24 protein-coding genes are annotated in these 22,661 nt (G+C 73.2%); 10 read left to right on the plus strand and 14 right to left on the minus strand.

Annotated features, from left to right (window positions below; all coding sequences use genetic code 11):
• The first annotated feature begins 405 nt into the window (after positions 1-405).
• Positions 406-672, plus strand: a complete 267-nt coding sequence (locus ABT093_RS23880) for a hypothetical protein (protein ID WP_350567655.1) — start codon at positions 406-408, stop codon at positions 670-672.
• A gap of 118 nt (positions 673-790) precedes the next feature.
• The gene (locus ABT093_RS23885; RefSeq protein WP_350567658.1) at positions 791-3,262 is read left to right on the plus strand and encodes a Helicase associated domain protein; all 2,472 of its coding nucleotides are present in this window, start codon (positions 791-793) and stop codon (positions 3,260-3,262) included.
• Between the two features lie 179 nt (positions 3,263-3,441).
• Here ABT093_RS23885 and ABT093_RS23890 read toward each other — a convergent pair whose 3' ends face one another.
• Both ABT093_RS23890 and ABT093_RS23895 read right to left on the minus strand, forming a co-directional pair.
• Entirely contained in the window at positions 3,442-4,119 is a 678-nt protein-coding gene (locus tag ABT093_RS23890) for a hypothetical protein (protein ID WP_350567660.1), read from the minus strand.
• A gap of 37 nt (positions 4,120-4,156) precedes the next feature.
• Positions 4,157-4,318 (minus strand): hypothetical protein, encoded by a 162-nt coding sequence (locus ABT093_RS23895; RefSeq protein WP_350567663.1) that lies wholly within the window; start codon positions 4,316-4,318, stop codon positions 4,157-4,159.
• 371 nt (positions 4,319-4,689) lie between these two features.
• On the opposite strand from ABT093_RS23895, the gene ABT093_RS23900 reads away from it, so the two are divergent.
• Both ABT093_RS23900 and ABT093_RS23905 read left to right on the plus strand, forming a co-directional pair.
• Positions 4,690-5,577 carry a replication-relaxation family protein gene (locus tag ABT093_RS23900; protein ID WP_350567665.1) on the plus strand — a complete coding sequence of 296 codons (888 nt, stop codon included), beginning with the start codon at positions 4,690-4,692 and terminating at the stop codon, positions 5,575-5,577.
• A gap of 241 nt (positions 5,578-5,818) precedes the next feature.
• Positions 5,819-6,787 carry a replication-relaxation family protein gene (locus tag ABT093_RS23905; RefSeq protein WP_350567667.1) on the plus strand — a complete coding sequence of 323 codons (969 nt, stop codon included), beginning with the start codon at positions 5,819-5,821 and terminating at the stop codon, positions 6,785-6,787.
• Positions 6,788-7,046: 259 nt separating this feature from the next.
• Here ABT093_RS23905 and ABT093_RS23910 read toward each other — a convergent pair whose 3' ends face one another.
• Positions 7,047-7,226, minus strand: coding sequence for a hypothetical protein (locus ABT093_RS23910; protein ID WP_350567669.1), 180 nt, complete (start codon positions 7,224-7,226; stop codon positions 7,047-7,049).
• Positions 7,227-7,632: 406 nt separating this feature from the next.
• Here ABT093_RS23910 and ABT093_RS23915 point away from each other — a divergent pair, with 406 nt between their 5' ends.
• Positions 7,633-7,947, plus strand: a complete 315-nt coding sequence (locus tag ABT093_RS23915) for a DUF8825 domain-containing protein (protein ID WP_350567671.1) — start codon at positions 7,633-7,635, stop codon at positions 7,945-7,947.
• Between the two features lie 34 nt (positions 7,948-7,981).
• Here the strand turns inward: ABT093_RS23915 and ABT093_RS23920 are convergent, their stop codons facing one another.
• The 4 genes from ABT093_RS23920 to ABT093_RS23935 all read right to left on the minus strand — a co-directional run bounded on the left by ABT093_RS23920 (position 7,982) and on the right by ABT093_RS23935 (position 12,125).
• Positions 7,982-8,611: an NUDIX domain-containing protein gene (locus ABT093_RS23920; protein WP_350567674.1), complete on the minus strand. Its 630-nt coding sequence runs from the start codon at positions 8,609-8,611 to the stop codon at positions 7,982-7,984.
• A 114-nt stretch (positions 8,612-8,725) separates the two neighbouring features.
• The gene (locus ABT093_RS23925; RefSeq protein ID WP_350567676.1) at positions 8,726-10,012 is read right to left on the minus strand and encodes a replication-relaxation family protein; all 1,287 of its coding nucleotides are present in this window, start codon (positions 10,010-10,012) and stop codon (positions 8,726-8,728) included.
• Positions 10,013-10,504: 492 nt separating this feature from the next.
• Positions 10,505-11,887, minus strand: a complete 1,383-nt coding sequence (locus tag ABT093_RS23930; protein ID WP_350567678.1) for a hypothetical protein — start codon at positions 11,885-11,887, stop codon at positions 10,505-10,507.
• A gap of 88 nt (positions 11,888-11,975) precedes the next feature.
• Positions 11,976-12,125, minus strand: a complete 150-nt coding sequence (locus tag ABT093_RS23935) for a hypothetical protein (RefSeq protein ID WP_350567680.1) — start codon at positions 12,123-12,125, stop codon at positions 11,976-11,978.
• A gap of 90 nt (positions 12,126-12,215) precedes the next feature.
• Between ABT093_RS23935 and ABT093_RS23940 the strand changes: the two genes are divergently transcribed.
• Positions 12,216-12,839 carry a hypothetical protein gene (locus tag ABT093_RS23940; protein ID WP_350567683.1) on the plus strand — a complete coding sequence of 208 codons (624 nt, stop codon included), beginning with the start codon at positions 12,216-12,218 and terminating at the stop codon, positions 12,837-12,839.
• Between the two features lie 34 nt (positions 12,840-12,873).
• Positions 12,874-13,131, plus strand: coding sequence for a hypothetical protein (locus ABT093_RS23945; RefSeq protein ID WP_350567686.1), 258 nt, complete (start codon positions 12,874-12,876; stop codon positions 13,129-13,131).
• Positions 13,132-13,312: 181 nt separating this feature from the next.
• On the opposite strand, the gene ABT093_RS23950 is transcribed toward ABT093_RS23945, so the two are convergent.
• Positions 13,313-13,606 carry a hypothetical protein gene (locus ABT093_RS23950; protein WP_350567688.1) on the minus strand — a complete coding sequence of 98 codons (294 nt, stop codon included), beginning with the start codon at positions 13,604-13,606 and terminating at the stop codon, positions 13,313-13,315.
• A gap of 312 nt (positions 13,607-13,918) precedes the next feature.
• Here ABT093_RS23950 and ABT093_RS23955 point away from each other — a divergent pair, with 312 nt between their 5' ends.
• Positions 13,919-14,701: a hypothetical protein gene (locus tag ABT093_RS23955; protein ID WP_350567690.1), complete on the plus strand. Its 783-nt coding sequence runs from the start codon at positions 13,919-13,921 to the stop codon at positions 14,699-14,701.
• A gap of 134 nt (positions 14,702-14,835) precedes the next feature.
• Here the strand turns inward: ABT093_RS23955 and ABT093_RS23960 are convergent, their stop codons facing one another.
• The 6 genes from ABT093_RS23960 to ABT093_RS23985 form a co-directional block, all read right to left on the minus strand.
• The gene (locus ABT093_RS23960; protein ID WP_350567692.1) at positions 14,836-15,399 is read right to left on the minus strand and encodes a hypothetical protein; all 564 of its coding nucleotides are present in this window, start codon (positions 15,397-15,399) and stop codon (positions 14,836-14,838) included.
• A 114-nt stretch (positions 15,400-15,513) separates the two neighbouring features.
• On the minus strand, positions 15,514-16,146 hold the full coding sequence (locus tag ABT093_RS23965; RefSeq protein ID WP_350567695.1) for a hypothetical protein: 633 nt from the start codon (positions 16,144-16,146) through the stop codon (positions 15,514-15,516).
• Positions 16,147-16,550: 404 nt separating this feature from the next.
• Positions 16,551-17,015 (minus strand): hypothetical protein, encoded by a 465-nt coding sequence (locus ABT093_RS23970; protein ID WP_350567697.1) that lies wholly within the window; start codon positions 17,013-17,015, stop codon positions 16,551-16,553.
• 105 nt (positions 17,016-17,120) lie between these two features.
• Positions 17,121-18,764: an alpha/beta hydrolase gene (locus tag ABT093_RS23975; RefSeq protein ID WP_350567700.1), complete on the minus strand. Its 1,644-nt coding sequence runs from the start codon at positions 18,762-18,764 to the stop codon at positions 17,121-17,123.
• The gene (locus ABT093_RS23980) at positions 18,761-19,069 is read right to left on the minus strand and encodes a hypothetical protein (protein WP_350567703.1); all 309 of its coding nucleotides are present in this window, start codon (positions 19,067-19,069) and stop codon (positions 18,761-18,763) included. The genes ABT093_RS23975 and ABT093_RS23980 overlap by 4 nt, the downstream gene beginning before the upstream one ends.
• 374 nt (positions 19,070-19,443) lie before the next feature.
• Positions 19,444-20,196, minus strand: a complete 753-nt coding sequence (locus ABT093_RS23985) for a hypothetical protein (protein ID WP_350567705.1) — start codon at positions 20,194-20,196, stop codon at positions 19,444-19,446.
• Positions 20,197-20,399: 203 nt separating this feature from the next.
• On the opposite strand from ABT093_RS23985, the gene ABT093_RS23990 reads away from it, so the two are divergent.
• The gene (locus tag ABT093_RS23990) at positions 20,400-20,825 is read left to right on the plus strand and encodes a restriction system modified-DNA reader domain-containing protein (RefSeq protein ID WP_350567707.1); all 426 of its coding nucleotides are present in this window, start codon (positions 20,400-20,402) and stop codon (positions 20,823-20,825) included.
• A gap of 64 nt (positions 20,826-20,889) precedes the next feature.
• Positions 20,890-22,656 (plus strand): zeta toxin family protein, encoded by a 1,767-nt coding sequence (locus tag ABT093_RS23995; RefSeq protein ID WP_350567710.1) that lies wholly within the window; start codon positions 20,890-20,892, stop codon positions 22,654-22,656.
• Positions 22,657-22,661 lie beyond the last annotated feature (5 nt).

The raw sequence follows: 22,661 nt of genomic DNA on the forward strand, positions 1-22,661 counted from the left end.
CCCCCGCCGATCGGGCGCAGCCCGATCGGCGGGGGTGGCGGGCGCAGCGTGCGCGTGGGTGGTTGTGGGTCAACTCCGTGCTTCGCTGCGGAGTTGGGCGGATGTCAGGGTGGGCCCTTCGGCCCTTGGCGGGGTGCCGTGGGGTTCGGGCTTCGCCCGGGCCGACTGGAGCGGCGGGCTGGGCGCTTCGCGCCTTGGGAGGGGGGTGGCCAGGTGGCGGGGTCACTCGTTGGGGTGGTGCGGGGGCGGGCTTCGCCCGTTCCAGTGAATCAAAGACAGTAGCCCGCTAGACTCTGGATTGTTGGACAGGCACCGTTGCCCTCGACCTTGCAGGATCGGCCGGGTTCTGCGCCTCGCTAAAAGGCTCCGGCTGTGACTCCAGAATGGATGGTGAATGCTGTGATCGTGCGAGACGCTGACGGTATTGAGCTGCCGGCCCCCGAAAAGGCGGCGCCGGTCGATCTGTGGCGGGTGCTGCGGATGTTCCCGGGCATCGCCGACGACATGGAGCAGGAGCCGCACAGCTTCGCCGTCGCCGGGCCCCTGCTGATCGCCCAGTACGAGCGGCTCTCCGAGCTCAGCCAGTGGGTGACTTCCTGCGTCCATGTCCTGCACGACAAGCTGGCCGACGACCTGCATGACGGCCGGGGCCCCTGGACGCCCGAAGGCTGAGCTGCCACCACGGGAAACAGGCTGATTCCCGGTGATGGCCTTCCCGAAAAGGCCGTGGCGACTTTCCTGCCGCATCGCATGAATTCCGGAAATGGAGACAGTAGTAATGGCGAAGAAAATGCGCCTGAATCAGGAAGAGGCGTGCGATGCTTCAGTACGACTTCTGACGCCTCCGGCGTCGGGTCTGCTGCCGCCGGAGGGGCTGCGGTGCCAGATCCGGGCGGCGACGGGCTCGGGGAAGTCGCTCACGGCCGTGCACGTCGCCGGGCGGCTGCGCTCGGAGCGGACGCTGGTGCTGGTGCCGTCGCTGCCGCTGCTGGAGCAGACGGTGGGGGTCTGGAAGCGCGAGGGACACGGCGGGCGGATGGTGGGGCTCTGCTCCCTCAAGGGCAGCGAGCAGCCCGGCATCCCGTGCACCACCGATCCGGCGGAGCTGATCCGCTGGACGGCCGGCCCCGAGCGGGTCACCGTGTTCGCCACCTACGCGAGCCTGGGACTGGGGCACCTGGAGAAGGCGCAGCAGGCGGGCTTGGAGCCGTTCTCGCTCGCGGTGGTCGATGAGGCCCACCGGGTCAGTGGTCAGGCTGGGAAGCCGTGGGCGGCGATTCTGGACAACGCCCGGATCGGCTGTGACCGTCGGCTGTTCATGACGGCCACTCCCCGGTTGTGGGCGGTCAAGGAGCGGGACCGGGAGCGGGTGGCGGCGGCCGGGATGGAGTCGGCCGAGCTGATCGCGAGCATGGACGACGAGAGCCTGTCCGGCTTCGGGCCGATCGCTCACGACTACCCGCTCGGGCAGGCGATCTCGGACGGGGTGATCGCCCCGTACCGGATCGTCTGCGTCGACGTCTCCGACCCCGCCCTCCAGGGCCTGGAGCAGCGTGGTGCGAGCGAGATGTCGGTGGAGTACCGGGGCGCCCGTCTGGCGGCCCTGCAGACGGCTCTGCTGACCGCCGCAGCCGAGTGGGACCTCGCGCGGGTCTTGTCGTTCCACCACATGGTGGCGGAGGCGCGGGCGCTCAGCACTGGCCTGCCCGAGGTGGCGAAGGTGCTGTGGGAGCAGGATCCTGCTTTGCACCCGGCGCCGGAGCTGATCGGCACGAGCTGGCTGGAGTCCGAGCACACCGTCGCCGAGCGCCGGAAGACCCTCGGCGATTTCTCCTCGCTGCTCGCCGAGGACGGGCTGCGGCTGCTGCGCTACGTGCTCTCCTCGGTCAAGGTCTTGAGCGAGGGGGTGGACACCTTCGACTGCGACTCGGTGTTCTTCGCCGACGTGCGCGGTTCCATGGTCGACCTGGTCCAGGCCGTCGGCCGGGCCCTGCGCATGAAGCCGGGCAGCGGGAAGGTGGCCACCATCGTCGTCCCGGTCATCCTGGGGCCCGGGGAGAGCGGGGAGCAGCTGCTGTCGTCGCGGGCGTTCGACGGGCTGGCGAAGCTGCTGATGGCCCTGCGCTCGCACGACGCGGCCGCCGTCGAGCGCCTGGCCCTGCCCCAGTCCGAGACCCGGCCCCCCAGGGAGCCCCGGCACGCCGGCGACCCCGGCGAGCGGCGCTCCGTCCAGGCCGGGGAGCAGTTGCTCCAGTTCTCCACCCAGCGCGACCCTGCGGTCATCGCCGCGTTCGTCCGCACCCGGGTCCTGGAGCCCGAGCGGGAAGAGTTCCGGCGCGGGCTGGAGGAGCTGCTCGCCTACAAGACGGCGTTCGGGGACGTGAAGGTGCCCTACGCCTACACCGCGCCGTCCGGGCACCGGCTGGGCTCGTGGGTGGCCGACCAGCGCCGCTACAAGGCCGCCGGCGTTCTGGACGCCGAGCGCGTGAAGGAACTAGACAGGCTCGGCATGGTGTGGTCGGCGTTCGACTCCGCCTTCACCGACAACCTGGTCGCGGTCGCCGGCTACGCCGCCGAGCACGGCCACGCCTGCCCGCCCGCGGACGCCGTGTGGGGCGGGCGCCCGGTCGGGACCATCATGAAGAACCTGCGCACCGCCCAACGCCGCACCGAGGCGCTGGAACGCCGAGCGGAGGCCGGCGAGACCGGACTGGACTGGACCGGCGCGCTGTCCGCCGAGCGGAAGGCCGCACTCGACGAGATCGACCCCGGGTGGTGCCCGTCCTGGCCGGTGGACTGGCGGCGGTGCTTCATCCTCGCCCGGCGCCACCTCCAGGCCGGCGGAACACTCGCCGGGGCCGAGCCGGGCAGCATCGTCGTCCAGGGCGAAGACCTCGCCGGATGGGCCCACGCCCAGCAGGCCGCCTGGGACAAGCTCGTCCCGGCGCAGCAGTGGGCGCTGGAGCACGTCCTCGGACTCGAGCCCCTCGCGCCGGAGGAGAAGCCGGCCCCGAAGGTGAGCCACACGGAGAAGGAGCAGCGCAACCTCGCGGCCGCCGCGCAGTTCCGGGAGCGGGAGGGGCACCTGAACGTGCCGCGCAAGCACAAGGAGACGCTGCTCCTGGCCGGCGGTGAGGACGGCACGTCGACGGAGATCGTCGTGGCCCTGGGGCTCTTCGTGGCCAACAGCCGCCTGCGGCGGGCCACCATCCCGGCCGAGCGGGCCGCCCGGCTGACCGAGCTGGGGATGCGCTGGGAGTAGGCCGGACCGTTCGGGGGTGCAACGCGCACGCTGCAACACGGGGCGGGTCGCCGTCCGGCGGGGCGAAGAGCCAGGTCAGGGGTGCAACGCGAAATCTCGTGTTGCACCCCTGTGTTGCATCAGCCGACAGCCCACGGGGCGGCTGCGGGCCCGTGGAGGCTGGGGGTGCGAGTCCGCGGTCAGTCGGCGGAGGCGGGCTCCGGCGCGGACTGTTGCTGGGGTAGGGACAGGTTGTCGGGTCCGGCCTGCGCGGTCCACGCCGCGAGCCAAGCGCGGAGTTCCTCTTTGGTGTAGTGGTGCGTTCCCGTCTTGTCCTGCACGCCCTCGGGGAAGGGGATGCCCCGCCGGTGCGAGCGGGAACGGTATGTCCTGGTGGTGCTCGCCTTCCAGGGCAGCAGACCCTGATTCCACGCCTGCTGGAGGGTGTACCTCTCGAGGCCGTCCGGCCAGCCCTGCTCACCGGGAGGTTCCGGAGCGGGCCGGACCGGTGGGACGACCGGACTCGGGCCGCAGACGTGGGGACGCTCCTGGGCAAGCAGGGGCTGGAGCCCTGCCAGCACCCGGGCCAGGGACGCGCCCGGCACCCCTGCAGCGGCGGCCTGGGCGGTCAGCTCCACCACATGGGCGTCGGTCAGGCGCACCGCCGTGATCGCCTGGTTCCGGGCTTCGACGGCTTCGTTCAGCGCCTTGAGGTGAGATGTCCATTCCATGTCCCTGCCCAACGACCCGGGCCCGCCCGAGGTACCGCCCACCACCGCCAGCCGGGCCGAGAGGTGGTGGGCGACCAGCAGCTCCCGCTGGGTCGGCGCGGGCAGCACCGCGGCCGCAGCTGCTTCTCCACCCGGCCGCTGACGCACTGCGGGCACTCCAGCCGGTCCGAGCCGGCCTTCCCGGTCAGCGTCGCTTCGGGTACTTCTGGGCGTGGATCAGGCGGATCTGCCACCAGGGATCGCTCGGTGTCTCCTTCTTGGCCTCGGGCAGAGCCGTCTCCGCCTCCTCCGCGCCCTTCCAGGGCTGCCCGCGCCCCGCGCCGCCCCACCCACGCGCGGCCGGCACCAGCCGGACGCCGAAGAAGAAAGAGCCCGCCGCAGGCGCCGAACCCGAACGACAACGACAACTGCCAACTACCAAGACCAAAAGAAGAAGAAGAGAGGGTTGTCGGGGTGGTGAGCTTCACCTTGACGCCCCCTCACCACCACCCCTGACCTGCGACTTCTATCGAATGCGGGGCGCAGCGGGCGGGTGGGTCGGCCTCGGGTTGGCGCACCGGTTCTCACCACCTGTTGTCGGGCCGGTTGGTGCGCCCGTTGTCGGATCGTGATCGCTGGGGCCCTTGGCGGTGAGAAATCCGGTGAGAAGCGTGGGCTTTCCTGCGGGTGTTCCGCCGCCACCCGGGCGGCGGGCGCCGGCATTCGAGGAGCCCCGTGATGGCTGTGCCGCCCGAGATCGACCACGCCGTGGTCGCCGCGCTGTTCCAGTTCCGGATGGCCACGGCCGAGCAGCTGCGCGTCCTGCACACCCCCGGCAGCGGGCCGGAGCTGATGCGTCGGCGCCTTCGCCGGCTGAAGGAGGAGGGCCTGGTCGAGGACGTCGTTCTCCCGCAGGCCGGGAAGCTGCGGGCCTGGTACCTGACCGGGCGGGGCGCGCGGATCGCCGCCCGCTTCCCGGAGCTGGAAGGCGTGGCCTCGCCGCCGCTGCCGGAGGACAAGACCGAGGCGCGGCTGCGGGTCGGGCACATCCTGGCCGTCACCCGCACCCAGGCCGCCTTCGTCGCCGGCGCCCGCACGGTCGGCGACGAGTGCCGGCCGCTGGACTTCCTGCCAGAGGTCTACCACCGCTACGGCGAGGGCCCGGGCGGCGCCGTCATCCCCGACGGCCTGCTGCACTACACGACCGGCGGACCGAACCGGGCGCTGCACCGGGCCTTCGTCGAGGTCGACCGCGGCACCATGGCCAGCGAGAAGCTCGCCGCCAAGCTGATCGGCTACGCCCGCTTCCACGACCACCGCCCGATCCCGCCGCACCTGAGGCGCACCTCGCACGCCCTGAGCATCCTGCCGGCCTGGCAGCAGCACTACACCGTCTTCCCGCGGCTGCTGTTCGTCCTCGCCGACACCGGCGAGCGCGCCGCCCGGCAACGCATCCGCGACCTCCAGGCCATCGCCGCCGGCCACCCTCTCGTCGCCCGGATGCTGACGGGCGTGAAGGCCGGCGCGGCCCGGCTGGACGACCTCGAGGAACACGGCCCGGGCGCCGCCGTGTGGCATTCGCTCGCCGACCACACACGGCCCCGGTGCGGGGCCTGGGAGCTGTAGGGCGCGCGGTTCTCCGGGTTCCCGGCCCCGCCATCAAGGTATGCGGCCGCTCCATCAAGGTGTCCGAAGCGGTCGTCAAGGGAATCCACCAACCTTGGCGGATTCCTTGACGACCGGCCGTTACGTGATCGTTGCGGCCAAAGGAGCTGTTCACCAAGGTATCCACCAAGGAACGCGGGGTTCCCTACGGCGACCGCGCGCGGCACCGGGCTGCGCGCCGAGCCGAAAGGAGCACATCGCGATGACTTCGTCCAGGACGAGGGCGAGGAGCGGGGCGGAGCCGGACAGCGAGACGCGGGAGGTGGAGATCACCTGGGCGGTGCTCGCCGCGCTGTTCCAGTTCCGCATCGCCACCGCCGAGCAGCTGCGCCGGCTGACCGCGCCGGACGCGGGGGTCGAGAAGATGCGGGCGCGGCTGCGCCGACTGCGGGCGGAGGGCCTGGCCGCGGAGCTGGTGCTGCCGCAGTCCGGGCGGACCAGGGGCTGGTTCCTGACCGAACACGGCGCTCGGATCGCCGGCGCCTTCCCCGAGCTGGCGGACATCCCCGCCCCGCGCACCCCCGGGGACGAGACCGCGTTCAAGTACACGGTGTGGCACCAGCTCGCCGTCGTGCGCACCCACCTCGCGTTCCTCACCGACGCCCGCGAGCGCGGGGACGCCTACGGGCCGTTCGACTTCGTACCGGAGGTCACCCACCGCTTCGCCGAGGGCAAGGAGGGCACGGTGCGCCCGGACGGCCTGGTCCACTACACCCGCCACACCACCAACGGACTGGTCAACAACACGGCGTTCGTCGAGCTGGACCGCGGCACGATGGGCGGGGTGCGGCTGGCGGCGAAGCTGCACGCCTACGCCCGCTACTGGTCGACCGCGCCGCTGCCGGCCGGGATGCGGGCGGGCACCATCGAGGCCGTGCAGGGCGGGCGCCGGCCGCTGTGGGAGCGCCGCTACATGGCCTTCCCGCGGCTGCTGTTCGTCCTCACCGGCACCGGCGACACCGGCTTCGGCAACCGCTGCCGGCAGCTGGAGCTCACCGCCCGCAGCCACCAGGTCGCCCGGATGCTGCAGAGCGTCCCGGCCGGGGTCGCCAGTCTGGAGGACCTGGAGGCCGACGGCCCGGGCGCCGACAACTGGTGGCCGCTCACCGACCTCGACAGCGGCCCCGTGCCCTGGTGGGAACTCACCGGCACCAAGCCCGACCAGCGCTGACAACCACGCCATCTTGATGCCCGCCCCAGGACCTCCCGGGGCGGGCATCAAGGTATCCACACCCGGCCCCACCAATGCTCTGACCTGCGAAATTACCGCGCCTTTGCCGAACACCAAGGTATCGGCGAGGTGGCCCGGGGCGGCGGTCAAGGTGAATCGAGAATCGCCGATCCGGGCACCGGGGCGGGATGAGCGGAGCCAGGCCGGTGCCGGGGAACATGCCGGGATGGGGCCCTGTACGCGGCCCCGGCAAGAGGGGCTACTCCTCCGGCTGTTCGTTGTACATGGGGACCTGGAACGACTCGCCCGCCCGGATGGTGATGTCGTGTCCGGAGACGTTCTGGACGTTGAGCACCGCCTCCCCCTCGTTGGAATCGCCGACGCCAGTGGTGACGAAGTAGGTGGACGGGATCCTGCTCGAAGAGAAGGGGTTCTGCATGGCTGCTCCGTAGTCAGGTGCGGACGAGGAGCGCGGGGCCGCGCTCGTCTACCTGTAGCCCGACCGGCACGGGGGCAACCACGCACCACGGCCGAACCGTCCGAACGAGCGCCACAGACGCACACCAGTCCACCGGGTGCGGCCCTCGTCCGCAGGTGGAGGCCTCCCCCGCCCCCTGGCGCGCCAGGCCGATCGCAGTGCCGATTGCCGCTGCCAGCGCGCCGGCGCGGCCTCGGGAACCGCCGCGGCCCGCTCGCCGACGCTGACACCCACGCCGGCTCGATGGTGACCATCAAGGAGTCCCACCGGGGTCTGGGGCGGGCATCAAGGTGGACGGGACGGCCGTCAAGGTGTGTCGGCGGGGCGCAGCCAGACGACGGATCCGGTCGCGCGTACGATTCCGGCCGTGGGCAAGCAGAAGACCTCATTCGAGTACCCCGACCGCCTGATCGAGGCACAGCGGGCGCTGGTGGCCGTGCAGGCCGAGCGCCGCGCGCACCTGGCCGCGCTGCCGGCCTTCAGCGGTGACCTGGAAGCGGCCCGCGAAGGCCTCGCCGAGGAGGTGCTGGCGGAGTCGGCGCGCCTGGAGGAGGCCGAGCGCCAAGCCGCCCACGCGGTGTGGGCCGACGAGTTCTGGGCCAAGCTGTCGGGCGAGGACCGGGTGGCCGCCCGCAGCTGGCTCCAGCACACCGGAGAGCCGGCAGAGGGCGAAGCCGCGTAGCCGCCGGCCTGCTCGGCCGAGCCGAGCCCGACGGTCAGCGCCACCGGTAGGAGCCGCCGGTCATCGGCGGGAGCGACAGCGGACCACCTGTGGTGGCGGCCAGGGTGGCCTGGTCGAGGACCGGGCCGATGGCCGGGTAGAGGTGGAGGCCGGCCGCGTCGGCCACCGGCATCCAGACCACCGGCGCCCGATCGGGGTCGTCCTGCTCGGCGACGGCGACTGTGTGGTGGAGCCGGTCGGGCAGGTAGGCGGTGAAGACCAGGTGCCGGCGGCGGAAGACCACGGTTTCGCCGGGCCGCTCGGTCTCCTGCTCCTGAACGAAGCGCAGCACCGGCGGCTCGGGCAAGCCGGCGAAGTCCAGGGCGAGCTCCTCCAGCAGCTCGCGGCGCAGCGCGGTGGCCGGGTCTTCGCCTTCTTCGACCAGGCCGCCGGGCAGGGTGTGCTGCACGCCGTCGGGGCGCTCTCGCCGGATCAGCGCCAGGCGACCGTCGTGGAGGAGCACCGCGCACACCCGTACCCGGGCCGGCGCGGTCACCGGCCAGTGGCCGGGTCGTCGGCGTCGTCGGGCAGGACGGGCAGCGGCCAGGACGGATCCGGTGCCCAGGTCGGCCAGCCGGCGGCGAACGGGCCGCTCTCGTTGTCGAGCCAGGCCTGGCAATCTCACCGGGCCCGGGAGGGAAACTCACCGGCCGGTCGGCGAAACTCACCACCGCAGGTCAACGGAGGTGCCCAAACTCACCGCCGCAGGTCAGCAGCCCTGCGGCGAGGAGCAGGCGGGTCAGGAGCGCCGCCACCAGGAGCGGGCGCGTTTCTCCTCGGCGGCCGCGGCGTCGAGCGCGGCCTGCTCGTGCTCGGCCTCCTGCCGGGCCCGCTCGTCGACGTCGGCCTGGCGGCAGCCGGCGCACAGCCCGTCGTCGTCCCAGGTGTCGGCCCGCTCCTGCTCGACCCACCGCTCGTCCGAGAACTTCGCCCGGCAGCGGGTGCAGGCCGGACGGCGGCGCTCCCGCTCGGCCCGCCGGCGCTCGGCCTCCGCCTCCTGCCGTATCCGGCGGGCGTCCTCCTGCTGCTGCTCCAGCAGCTGGTCGCCGTCCTCGTTGTTGAGCGCCTCGGTGAGGGTGGCCCAGCGCCGGCCGCCGAAGCGCCACCAGATCGGCCCGTCGGCGCCGAAGCGGCGCAGCAGCGGCATGGTGGTGGCCACCACCGGCAGGGCGCGGTGGTAGTCGCGGGCGGTGGTTTCCTCGCTGCGGTAGGCGGGTGCGTGCCAGGTCGGTTCGGAGGCGGCCTCGACCTCGCGGATGCGGCGCAGCAGGCGTTCGTGGTCGGCTTTCGCTTTGGCCTTCTTCTGCTCCTCGGTGAGCGGTGGGGTGCCGGGTCGGCGGTTGCGCTTGCGGCCGGCCCCGAGGACCAGGGCGACCGGGGGCAGGCCTTCGCGGCCGGTGGGCGGGTAGGTGGCGGTCCACTGGCGCAGGTCGTGGGTGCGGGCCCCTGCGCGGTGCAGCGAGGCCTCGAAGGCGCGCTTGGTGGTGCCCCTGGCGGGGAGTCGGCACCAGGTGCGGTAGGTGGCGAGCTTGGCGACCAGGGTGCCGTTGCCCTCGTTGTCGCGGTCGACTTCCACCAGGAGCACCGGGACGTCCGCGCCGGGGTCGGTGAGGACCAGGTCGGCGAACAGCGAGCGGCGGCCGGGCAGCTTGTGCTCGACCTCGGTCGCGTACGCGGCGAAGTGGCCGAAGCCGGCCTTGGCGAGGTGCCCGGCGACGGCGACGACGTCCAGGGCGTGCTCGGAGTACGCGGCCGACGGCTTCTCGCGCCGCGGGCGGGCCGCGGCGAGCTTCGACCCGGCCGGGAGCAGCGCGGTGGCGTCCCGGCGGCCGGACGGAGTCAGGCACCACAGGCGCCGGCCGTCCCGCAGCGTGAGCTCCTTGCGGACCTTCCCCGCCTCCTCCAGGTCACCGAGCGCGTCGCGCACGGAGCGGTCGCCGCGCTGGTTCGGTACCACCAGCGGCCACAGCTCCCGGGCGGTCGCCCGCTGGAACAGCGCGAGCGCCATCAGCACCCGGCCGCGCACCGGGGCCGTCGACCCTCGCCTCCAGGGCGTGCTCTTGCTGTCTTCGACAGCAAGAGCAGAGGGGTTGTCGCCACCACCCGAGCCCCTTGTCCTTGGCGCCTGACCTGCGGAAACGCCGGATTCGGGCGGGAGGGGCGTGGAGGTGCGGGCGGAGGTGCCCGTGGAGGTGTCTGCGGGCCCCTTGTCCTGGTCGGGCGAGGCCTTGCCCGGGAGCCGCGGCCGGTGGTGGCCGGCGGCCTGGCCTCCGCCGTCGTCGTCGTGGGGGTCGGGTTGGGCAAGCGGGGTGGTGGTCATCGAGGTGGCCTTCCGTCAACGGTCGGCCGGGACCGGCGCGGTGGCCGGCCCCGGCACCCGGGCGAGGACCCGGGTGCCGCCGACCCTGCACAGCGCCCCCTTGTCCGCGGTCTGACCGCACCCCTTGACCAGCCCCCTTGTCCTGTCCGGTTTGCCCTGGTCAAGGGCCTTGTCCTCCCGGTTTGTCCGTGACCGGGATCACCCGTGGACGGGAGGAAGCGGCCGGGCCGGACCGGCGGCGGCGAGGCCCTGATCGAGCGCCAGGCGCAGCAGGGTGAGGGCGTCGTTCGGGTTCGCGGACAGGAGCGGGATGCCGTCGGTGGCGTCGGCGACCGGGCGGCCGGAGATGAGGGCGATCCAGTTGCCCGCGTCGTCGTAGACCTCGGTCCATCCCGCCAGGCGGCCGCGCTGTTCGAGGGCCTGGGCGTCGGGGTGGCCGGGCCAGGTGAGGTGGACCAGGCCGTCGCCGAGGGCGTAGTCGCGGTGCGGGTCGCCCAGGCCGCGCAGGGTCGGCGGCGTGCGGCCGGCGGCGGCCGCGAGTGCCAGGTCCGGCACCGGTATCCCGTCGGGCGCGGCCGGCGCCGGTGCCGGTGCGGGTCCGGAGGGTGGGGTGGCCGGGGTTGCGGCGCGGTGGAAGACGTCGAGGGCGAGGTCGGCGCTGCGGTAGGTGCGGGGGCGGCTGAAGCGGTCGGCGATGAACTGGCCGGGGCGGCCGTCGCCCTGGTGCTGGACGGCGATCCAGCCGCCCAGGCCCCAGGGGCCGTCCGGCAGGCGGCAGGTCCAGCCCTTCGCCGTGCCGTCGTGCAGCAGCAGCTCCACTCCGGGTGCGGTCCAGGTCGCCAGCTCCCAGCCGGGGCCGAAGGTCACCGCCAGGTCGTCCAGCCGGTCGGGCCCGCCGAAGCGGGCGTACGGGTCGACGACCGCATTGCGCAGCGGCGCGTTCGCGTCGGCGGCGGTGAGGGAGCCGGCCGTCCCCGTCCCGCCGGTGGTGTATTCGCCCCGGGGCGTATTACCGGCCGCCGGGTGGGGGACCGTGTCTGCCGGACTTTCGCCCCGGGGCGATTCACCGGTACCGGCCACGTCCCCGGAAGGTGCCGGGAAATCGCCCCGGTGCGCAATTCCGGCGGCCGGGGCGTCGCCCGGGTGGAGCGCGTCCCGCACGTCCTGTGCCTGGGCGAGCAGCCGGGAGGCCAGCGCGGGGATCTCGCGGGCCAGATCGGCGTAGGCGGCGTTCGGGTCGTCATCCACGGCGGCCAGGAAGGTGTCGACGTGCCGGCGGACGGCGTCGGCGACGTCGAGCAGCTGCTGCCGCTGCTGCGGGAGCGGCCAGCCTGCGGGCTCGATGGCCTCGCCGTCCGGGGCGGCCTGGACGGGCAGGGCGACGGTCCGGGCCTTGGCGCGGGCCCGGTCGGCACGGCTCTTGCAGGCCTGCGAGCAGTAGGCCGCGCGTCGGCCCCGGCCGGTGCGCGCCGGCAGCGTGTTCTCGCAGTCCGGCCCCTCGCAGCGCGAGCCCTCGGCCCGGTCGCCGTCCAGCTCGAACAGCGCCACCTCGCCGCTATTTCGCACCGGTTCGTTTTCCATAGCGTGATCGTAGCCCGAGCGCGGCACCCGAATTCCGCCCCGGGGCGCTATTCTCTCCGATCCCGCCGGCGGCCGGGGCCGGGAAATTTCACACCGCTCCGGATTCCCGCACCGGCCAGCCCGCAGCCACGTTGTCCCGCACCCGCACGCCCACGGCCAGCACGTTGTCCCGCATGCTGTCCCCGCTGCGCAGCAGGTTGTCCCGCGCCGCGCATGCGCAGCGGGCGGCGCGCAGCACGGACCGGCGTGCTGCGCAGCGCTGTCCCGCCGTGTAGCAAGGCCTCCCTTGCTACATGGAAGGGAGCAGCACGCCCCGGGTGCAGCAAGGGTGCCCTTGCTGCACCCGCTGCTGCCCGTGACCGCCGGGGCGCTGGGGCGGTTGCTGCTGTGTGACGACTTCTCTGCTGTCCCGGCCGCCGGCCCCGCGCCGCGCCGTCGCCCTCGGCCGGTGAGCGCGGTCCGGCCCGGCCGGGCGCGGCGGGCGCTCGGTCCTGGCGCTGTCCGGGTGCTCGCCGACACCGTCCGCTCGCCGCGCACCCCGCCGCTCTGGTCGCCGGAGGCTGTCGACGCCGCGCTGCACGGCGTGCTGGGGCGGTTCGAGGCGGTAGCCGAGACGGCGGGGTGGCGGGACGCCTTCGACGGCCTGGACGAGGACGTGCTGGCGGAGGCCGCCGCCGAGGCCCGGGCGTTCGGTGCCGATCCGGCGGCGGCCGTCGACGACCTCGTGGGTGAGCTCGGCCGGCAGCTCGCCGCTTGGCAGGAGGCGATCGGCGAGCTGGGCCGCGCGCTCATCGCGGCCGCGCAGGACCGGCCGCTGCCCGAGTGGGCCGCCGACGCCGGCCGCTCCGAGGACGTCCGTCGGCGCCGGGCCCGTCAGGCGCTGCTGGAGGCCATCGCCCGCCACCACCACGGGCCCCTGCCGGACGAGGAGCCCAACGACCGGCCGTGGTGATCACCCGTGCCCGGGGCACGGAAGAATGGGCCGGGTGACCAGCAGCCAGCCCCTGCCCCGGGGCCTCAACTCCCTGATCCCCAACACCCGCGCCCAGGCCTCCGCCGGCGAGCGCGCCGCCTCCCAGCTCCTCCACCTGCGCGAAGCGACCGTGCCGGTGCCGGTCCTCGCCGCGGCCGCCGAACTGATCGCCCCTCAGCTGAAGAGTGAGGACGCGGCGACCCGGGAGGCGGCGGCAGCCGTCCACGCCCGGCTGCTCGCCGCGATCGACGGCGCTGCCCCGGGCCGGTAGCCGCCCGCCGAACCGGGTGTCCCAGCCCCTGTCCCAGCTCGAGCGCGGAGCGCCACTACCAGGGAAAACGGCTGGGACTGTCCTAGCGAAACGGGTGGAATCGGACACCTGAGACACGGGGTGGGACAGGGCTTGGACAGCCCCCGTCCCACCCCGGTCGGCCCGTCCTCCGACGCTCCGCCTACAGGTGCGGGCCCACCCGCAGCACGGTGACCGCGCCGCCGTCGCGGCCCCAGGCCCAGTGGATCCGCCAGGCGCCCGGCCCCTGGTCGATGTAGGACGTCCACGCCGCCGTGCCGCGGTGGCCGGGCAGGAGCGCGTAGCGGTGGCTGCGCAGGCCCGGGTGATGCGGGTCGGCGGCCAGGTGCTCCAGCGCCTGGCGGACCCGGCGCAGCCGGCGCGGGTCCGCGCGGCGCCCCTTCTCCAGGCGGGCGAGGGTCCGGGCGGCGGCGGGGGTGTAGTGCAGCGTCGGCATCGGTCTCCTTCGGCGCGGGCATGCGGAAGGGCCCGTCACCCCCTGATCGGTGGGGGTGACGGGCCCTTGGCGGGTCGTGCGGACGTACTGGTCGTCGGTGGGCGGGGGCGGGACGGTCGGGGTAGGTGCCGATCGATCGTGGCGGCCGTCGACCCGAAGGCCACCCCCGATCCGGATATGTGGGCCGATGCGAGATCAGTGCACCGAAGCTCTGAATGTGGGCCAGTCCTGCAACTAGGTCCCGCAACGCTTTCGGGTGAGCAGATCCATATAGCGCCCACACGGGCGAGTCCTGCGGGCTACGGTGCGCCCATGACCACCACCACAGGGCCCGTCATCGCCACGGCCAAGGTCGGACAGCGCGGCCGGCTCATCCTGCCCACCCAGATCCAGCGCGCCGCACGCATCACCGAGGGCGCCCTGGTCGCCATCCGGACCGCCGACGACGGCACCATCACCATCGAACCGCTCTGGGCCGTACGGGACCGGCTCCGCACCACCGTCGAACCGCTCCTCACCGGCCACCTACCGACCGGCCCCGCCCGCATGCTCACCGGCGGCCACCTGCCCGAGGACGAGAACCCCGGCCCGCTGCCAGCCGCGCTGCGTCCCCTTCCGGACAGCACCCGGATCTCACCCCACGGCGGCGATCAGCGGGTGGTGTTCACCGCCCGCGCCGTCCTCGCGTGGATCGGCGGCGGGCCCGGCTCCCGGGAGGCCTCCTGGCTCGGCCAGGCCGTCCTGCCCGAGCCCGCCGTCGCCGAACTGGTCACCGTCCTCGCCCGCGCGGGCGCCCACGACCGGGCCGAGGCCGTACTGGCGGAGCTCGCCGTCGTCGGAGTGCGCCAGCCGGGCCCGGCCAAGCACCGCGCCACCCTGGCCGGCGACACCGCGCTCGCCCTGGAACTCACCGCCCAGGCCGCGGCCGCCGGCGTCGACCTGACGATGCCGGACGCGCTGTGCGCGGCCGCCGCCCACCGGCTCGGCCTCCCCCTCCTCGCCGCCGACCTGCTGCCCGCCGAAGAAGGCGCTGCGACAGCGGTCGAAGAAGCGGAGCAGGGCCAGGAGCGCGAGCCGGCGGCCGACCAGCCGTAAGCTCGGCGGCCCCGCTCGACGCCGCGCTGGCCGAGGCCCCTCGTGTCGGAGCGCGAGGGGCACCCCGGCCGGAACCGCGCTGGACCGCGCGCCCGCTCGGGGTACCGCCGACCACGCGGCGCGCCTCTACCCGGTCACTCCTCACCCTGCGCGTCGTCGGCGTCCGGCGGCAGTCCCGCGATCCGGGCGAGGCGGCGGGTGGCCTGGACGGCCATCGCGAACGCCAGCGTCAGGGACTCGTCGACCGGCGGAACACCCGAGCCGTCGTCGAACGACGGGGCGTAGTGATAGGTGACCATCGCGGCCGCGGCGCTGACCAGATCGCGCGCGGCGGCCAGGGCCTCGATGTCCGGGGCCTGCTCGTCCGGCCCGGCCGCCCGGCTCAGGTCCCCGACAAGCAGGCCAATCCGCAGCACCACCAGCAGCCGCTCGGCGTCGGCCGCGGTGGGCATCGCGGCCGCCACGACCTCGCCCCGGACCGGCCCGTACGCGGTGCGCAGCGCCTCGATGTCCGCGCCGGCCTGCTCGGCGTCCATCTCGGCGCCGACCAGGTGCGCCTCGGCCGCGCCCAGCAGGGCGGTGGCCAGCATGACGGCGCGGGTGGCATCGTCGGCGACCGGGTCGGGCTGCCAATCGGCGCCGAGCACGGCGAGGGCGGCGCTCAACTGCTCGACGTGTTCCGCCTCGCGGCCGGCCACCCGCAGCCCCTTCGTCGCTGAATCCGTGTGCCCTCCAGAGTGGTCCGCCGGGGCCTGGGGCGAGCGGGAGGCCACGCCGGATTTCACCTGCACGGGCGCCGCCACGGGAACGGGTCAGGTCACCAGCGATTCCTCCAGGCCGGCGACCCCGGCGTACCAGGCGACGTTCTGGACCGGGACGGGGCCGACCCCGAGTGCCGGGGCCACTTCGGCGAGCGTCACCGTGTCGCAGCCCTGCGCGGCGAACCGGTACTCCATCAGGGTGGAGTACGCGCGCAGGTACGGCCGGGAGCGCGCGAGGACCTCCAGTTCCTTGAGCACGGTGGTCACGGCCCTGACCACGCTCCGGCCGCGCTCACCGCCCGCGATCAGCACATCGGCCAGCGCGTCCCACCGGTCCGCGTACGGCCCGTCCGGGGCCGGCCATCCGGCCTCTCCGGGCTGCGGGAACTCGTGCCCGACCTGTGCCCAGAGCAGCAGCTCGTCGGCCAGGAGGTCCACACGGATGTCGCCGATCTCGCCGGTACGCATCCGCAGCCGCAGCGACTCGGCGACGCCGGCGACGACCAGGGCCCAGTCGTCTTCGCCCATCACGACCTCTGCGCGGGAGGTCAGCCGCTCCGGCCGTCGGCGGTACCAGGCGACGACCGCCTCCGCCCACGGCCAGGCGTCCGTGAACGGGTGCCGGTCATGGCTGACGGCGTACCGCTCGGCGTGCTCCTGGAGCTCGGTATCGGGATCCCACACGGGCGCGGCCTCTCCGGTCGATGACGGCTCGACAGTAGTCTGCCCGCTCCCGCCCGCCCGTAGGAGACGCTTCAGGCCGAACCGCTGGAGGAGCAGTCCGGCCGATCCCGAGGAAGCAAGGGCAGTTCCGCAGGACCCGCCGGTGAGAGGCGAGCAACGCCGGGAGAGCAGCTACCCTGCCTGGCGGCCCGGTCGACCACGGGAATGGGCGGTGCGAACGCGGACTAGGAGCACGCCGCTCTGGTCGGCGAAGCACGGACCCAAACGCTGATCGAGCCCGTACTCGGGTCCGCGTCACCCACCGATCGTCGCCTGCGGTACAGCGGTCGACCGTGGCGGGTTGATGCCGGTCCCGCAGCTCAGCCAGCTGTTCAGGTCGGCTCGTGGCGTGAACGGTGACGGAGCTACGGGGTGGATGCGGTCGGTGTGGTCGGAGGCTTCAGGCAGGGAGTGGTGATGCCCAAGATCATGCGGTTGTCGCCGGCGGTGCTGGAGACGTCGACGACGTACCGGCTCTCGGGGTGGCGTGCGGTGACCGTCGAGTTCGGTTGGGTGGCGGGCGTCTCCTGGTACTCGGAGATCTTGAGCCCTTCGGCCGTGAGGACGTCCCTGACTTTGCGTACGACGTCGTTGTGCTGGGCGTTGGGGACATAGCTGTGGACCGCGTAGGCGAGGGTGAAACGGTCGTCGGGCGCGGATTCCCCGTTCCTGCCGGTGCAGGGGCTGAAGAACGGCTCGACCGGCTCGGCGTTGATCTGGATCCCGGCGCTCTGGGCCAGGTGCTCGGTGATCTGCCGCGCCCAGGCGAGTGCGTCGTCACGGGACTTGACCGGGAGCGGAGCGTCCTTGGCTGTGCTGTCGTTCGCCATGCAGGCTCCAAGGGTCGAGACCGTCAGGGCCGCCGCCGCGAAATACTTCAGGGCGATGGCGGACGGGCGGGAAGGCGGGCGGGCCATGGGTTTCTCCGGGTCGGCTCAGTGGGGGATCGATCCCCAGAGCGGGTCTTCCTTGGGGCCTGTGGTGGGCTTCTGACCAGCGATGATCTTGCCCTGGTTCATCAAGCTCTCTGAATTGTCGTCCCAGTAGCCGCCGTGCCCGGAGGTGTCGATGTTGATGTTGTGTCCTCCGAATCCCGCGATGTGGGGGCTGGGACCCAGGGAGAATCCGCCGACCAGACGGGTGGCATCATCGGCGGCCTCCCCGATCCAGAGGTGGTCCGGGTTAACCGTCAGCTGGTCCGCGGTCAGGACGCCCATGCCCGGGCTGCCGAGGGTCACGATGTCGTCGGCCTGGAGGCCGCCCTTCTCGCTGTCGGCGACGCCGACGGCGAAGCTGCCGTAGCTGTGGGCGATGTAGCTGAGATGGGTCTTCGGCTCGCCGTGCGCGATCCTGAGTCCGTCGGAGAAGCGGCGCATGTCGTCGGCGGCATCGAGGCCGCGCATCGGATTCGCCGCCTTCGGGATGCTCTCCGGCGTGTCGTAGCCGAGGTAGGAGACCACGGCGACGGTCTCGCCTTCCTTCGTATACCAGCCGGCCTGATTCTGGAGCTTGCGGATGTGGTCGATCTGCCCGGGGACGCCCGGTAGTTCGGTGTTGGTCCCGGGAACGAAGACGGAGGTGTGGGTGGCCTTGTCCGGGTTGCCGGTGGCGACGATGGCGCGTCCGTCCCCGCCGTAGGCCTCGGGGTCGATGCCGAGGAGGAACAGCTGGTGCGACTCGTCCCTCGCGTCGGCTTTCTCCTCCAGCTTCTTCTTGATCTCGGCCAGTGCCGCCTTGCGCTTGTCGTACGCCGCCTGGTCCAGGCCGAACGATGCCGGGGTCCCGGCCTGCAAGGCGTCGAGCTTCTGGTCGAGCACAAGCCGGTTGGCCTCGTCCCGCGCGGTCGCCGGCAGACCGTCCAGGTTCCCGATCCTGGCCGCGTTCAAGGCGAGGTACGTCTCCTGCTGGCCGGGCGTCAGCCCCTGCCACCACTCGGCGTTCCTCCGCGGGTCCGTACCGTCCGGGATGAAGGACTCGGCCAGACCCAGGTTATTCATCACCGCCGCGACATCACCACGCGTCTCGGCGACGGCCCCGTTCGCCCGCCGGCCATCGAGAACTTCCCCGCCCAAGCGGCCGAGGGCGATGTTGCCCTGGTTGCTCGCCGCCTCGGCGTCCTTCAGCGCCTGGTCGATCCGGGCCTGGTAGCCGGCCCCGAGGCCCATGAGGGTGCGGCGGGCGCTCTGCGCGTCCGGATCATTGCGGTCCCCCGGCGACTCCGGCGCAAGACCCACCCTCCCCTCGGCCGAGACCGTCAGACCGGAGTCCTGCGCCCGACGCACCGCGTTCATCAGGTTCGTCTGCGCCTGGTAGATCCGGTCGGCGACCGTGTTCAGCGTCAGCGCGACCGCCTCCGCCTCCACCCGAACGACGTCCAGCTGCTGCTCGGTGCGCGCCATGAACGGGAACGCCGCCTGGGCATCGGCCCCCTCCCATCGTCGGTGCAGGGGCCCGTTCACCTGACTGCGATGACGTGAGCTCACAGTCTCCGCCGTGTGCGCCAAGGCCTTCCAGTTCCTCGCGACCCCGCGCAGCCCTTCCGGATCGAACTTCACCAACAGCTCGTAGAGGCCGTTCACTGCTTCGCCCCCTGCTGCTTCCAGACGCCGGCCGTCACCTGCTCGGTGTGACCGTGGGCAGCGGCGTTCGCATCGAGATTGGTCCCCGTCGCAACGATCCGCTGCTGAAGCGCCGCCAGCGGCGCACTCCAACTGCTGCCCAGATGCCCCAGCCCTCCGGCGACGGACCAGCCGGCAAGCTGACCGCTCACCGTCGTGGCCGAGGTCAGCGCGGCCTGCACCGGCGCACCGAGCTCCTCCGCGAGCCCCTTCGCCACCTGCGCCGACGCGTGCAGTTCCTGCGGAACGACGTTGACGTCCGCCAACTCAACTCCCCCCAGAGCCACATCCGGTACGGCACCCCGCCACACCGAATCGGACACCACCATACGCTGCGCATCCGTCCGAGTACGCAAACATTCGGGCCAGGAGCGCGCCGACTGCCGAGACGGCCGACGGCCCCGACTGCTCTTTCGGCTCAGCAGACAGGCCCGCGAACAGCGATCTTTCACTCAAGAACATGCCGGGAGGTCAGAAATTCTTACCTTGCGCTGGGCATAGAGGCTCCTGGCCGCAGAACGCGCGGGGGCGAAGGTGTAGGTGAATCGCCGAGCGAAGCGGGAGCTGTCGACTCGGCCACGGAGTCCGGCAGACCGTCGATCGCCACCTCAGGTTCAGCAAGCGTCGACAGCGCCAGGCTTCACGCCGCTTGGTCGGCGCCGGGGTCGCGCGTGCAGAGGTGGGCGGTCGGGCAGGCCGGGCAGCCGCGGACGTCGACCAGGTCCGCGACGGCGTCGAACAGCTCCTGGGCACGCTCAACGGATCCGACGCCCTCGAACGTGGCGTACTCCTCCGCGGTGCCGACGGTGCCCTCCGAGAGGTGGGAGCAGAGGTAGACGAGTGCGGCGAACTCCTCGTCGCCCAGGGTCTGCGGGCCTCCCGGGATGCAGGTCTTGGGCACCAGGTCGCTGGCGATGTCGCCGCCGAACAGCCACGGATCGCCGGGCTTCACGGGCTTGCCGACGACGCGCAGGACGGCGTCCTCGCTGTCCGGCTCGACCAGGAGCATGCCGGCGGCGTGGAGCTCGTGCACCGCGTCCCGCACGTCCGCCACCTCGGCCCTGCCGCCGAGCATGCCCGCGATTTCGCCGGCGGGCAGGTCGCCGATGCTGCCGTCCGGACGGCGCAGCCGCAGGACGCCACGGTCCAGGGCCATGTCCAGCCACGCGGCCTGCAGCGGGATCTTCGGACCGTAGGCGGGGCGCAGCCGGCCCAGGCGCCGCATGAGGTCGACGGCCTGGGGGCTGAGCCTGGGGTCGGCTGCGGCCCGTTGGGGGTCGAAGCCGGGGGCGGGGGAGAGCCACTCGTCGTAGCCGGGCGGCTGGAGCTGCTGCAGGGTGTACTCGACCGGTCCGCGTTCGCGGCGCGGCTTGCCCGGCTTTCTGCGTCCCACGTGCTGGGTGTCCTTCCCGTCTTGGGTGATGGCGGTGCCATTGAACACTGGCTGCAGTTGGTCGATTCCCGGGGGTGCTGTTGAACGACGTGGCGGCTTGCGGGTGGCGGCCGCGGTTTCGGCAACGCCGACGGAATACACTGGACACCACATCTGTTGTTCTCTGGTGTTCAGAGATACAAGATTGATCTTGAGGGGGACTCGTGGCGCAGCCCAGCCGCACGATCCAGATCGACGACGAGGTCTTCGCCTATCTCCAGCGGCACAGCGAGCCCCTGGTGGACACGCCGAACGATGTCCTGCGGCGGCTGCTGCTCGACGGCGAGCGGCCGGCGTCCGATCCTGCGGGTGCGCGCCCCACCGGCGCGCTGATGCCGCTGATCGAGGCCGGGCTCGTACGGCCCGGCGACCAGCTGCGGCACACCCAGAGCCGACTGAAGTTCACCTACACTGCCACCGTCACCGCCGACGGCTGGATCGACATCCCCGACGGGCGGACGTTCCGGCTGCCCTCCCCCGCGCTCAAGGCCCAGGTCGGCTACGACGTGTCCGGCTGGGCGCAGTACGTCCACGTTCCCAGCGGCGCCACGCTCGCCGAGCTCCGCGAGCGGCTCGCCGGCCAGTCCTGAGCACGGGCGGCAGGCAAGAGCGGACAAGGCCGTCAGAGCGGGGAGAGCGATGAAGGGGGAGCACGTGAGGCTTTCGGAAGCGGAGAGCCGCGCGGTGCTGGAGGGGGTGGTCCTTCCGGCGGCCACCGCCGGGGCGGTGGCCCAGGAGCAGCCGGTGGTGGTGCTCGTGGCGGGGCAGCCCGGCAGCGGCAAGTCCACCCTCGGGGACCTGCTGCACGCCGTCCTCGACGCGCGGGGCGGAGCGGTGCGGATCGGCGCCGACCTGTACAAGGCCGCGCACCGGCACTACCCGGTGCTGCTGGAGGAGGACGTGCGCACCGCGGGGGCCGGCGTGCGGGCGGACACCCGCCGATGGCAGGCCGCGGTGGAGGAGCGGGTGCGCGCGGGCCGCTTCGACGCGCTGGTGGAGACCGCGCTCGCCGACGCCGGCGAGGTGCGCGCGCAGGCCGCGGCCTACCGGGCGGCCGGGTACCGGATCGAGGTGGTGGCGCTGGCCTGCGCCGAGGCGTGGAGCCAGCTCGGCGTCCTCGCCCGCTACACCGAGCAGGCTCTTGCGACCGGGGCGGGCCGGTACGTGTCCTGGGAGAACCACGACGCGTGCGCGGCCGCGCTGGTGACGACCCTGCGGGTGGTCGAGGAGGAGATGCTGGCCGACCGCGTCACCGTGGTGCGGCGGGGTCTGGTGCCCCTGTACGGCAACGACCTGGTCGGCGGCGCCTGGGCGAAGGCGCCGGGCGCGGCGCGGGCGGTGGCCTCGGAGCGGGCCCGGTGGTGGGACGCCGTGGAGAGCGCGGGCTTCCAGCGGGAACTGGCCCGCACCGAGCGGGCGCTGACGCTGGCCGAGGACCGGGTTGCGGCCGACCGCGTGCTGGCGGTTGTCCGCGACGCGCGCCGGGCCGCCGCGCTGTCCGAACCGGTGCGCCGGATCGCGCAGGCCCTGCGCCGGCCGCCCGGCGTCGACTTCCACCGGCTCTCCGCGGCCGAGCACCGCGAGATCTTCGACCTCGACATCGCACCGATGCTCCTGGGCAGCACCGTCGCCCAGGAGCGGCCGGTGGCGGTGTTCGTGGTGGGCCAGCCCGGCGCGGGCAAGACCAGCATCGCGCTCATGGCCAAGCGCGCGATGCGCCCCGGCACGGTCCACCTCTCCGGCGACGACCTCAAGATGCTGCACCCCGACTACTACGACCTGCTGCGCTGCGAGGCGCGCGAGGCAGGGGCCGCGATCCGCGCGGACTACAAGGCCTGGTTCGCCATGGCCCAGGCGTACGTGCGCGAGCGGCGCGGCGACATCGTGATCGAGACCGCCCCCGGCAGCGCCCACGCAGTCCTGGCCGACGCCGAAGCGTTCCACCGCGCTGGCTACCGCGTCCAGATCCTGGCCCTGGCGGTGCGCGCCGCCGACAGCCGCCAGGGCACCGCCGCCCGCTACGCGGACGCGCAACTCCACGGAACTCCGGCGCGGTTCACCACGGCGGCCGGGCACGACCGGTGCTTCGAGGCGGTGGCCGCCGCCGTCGACCAGGCCGCCTCCTCCGACATGGTGGACGACCTGGTGGTGATGGGCCGCGACGGGCGCGCACTGTGCTCCCGCCGGTCCGGCGGCACGCCGGGCTGGGCGCTGCACGTCGAGCGGAACCGCCCCTACACCGAGGCGGAGGCACGACGCTTCCTCGCGGTCCAGGCGCAGGTGCGCCGGGCGCTGCCGCAGCACCGCCGGGAGGTGGAGGAGATCGCGGCGCTCGCCCGCCCGCTCCTGCCGGAGCGGCTGCGGCCCCTGCCGCTGGACGTGCCGCCCGCAGGTCCGCTGCCCGCCGTGCCCGCCGCCTGAGCGCC

Source organism: Kitasatospora sp. NPDC002551, from assembly GCF_040296005.1.
Taxonomy (GTDB): Bacteria; Actinomycetota; Actinomycetes; order Streptomycetales; family Streptomycetaceae; genus Kitasatospora.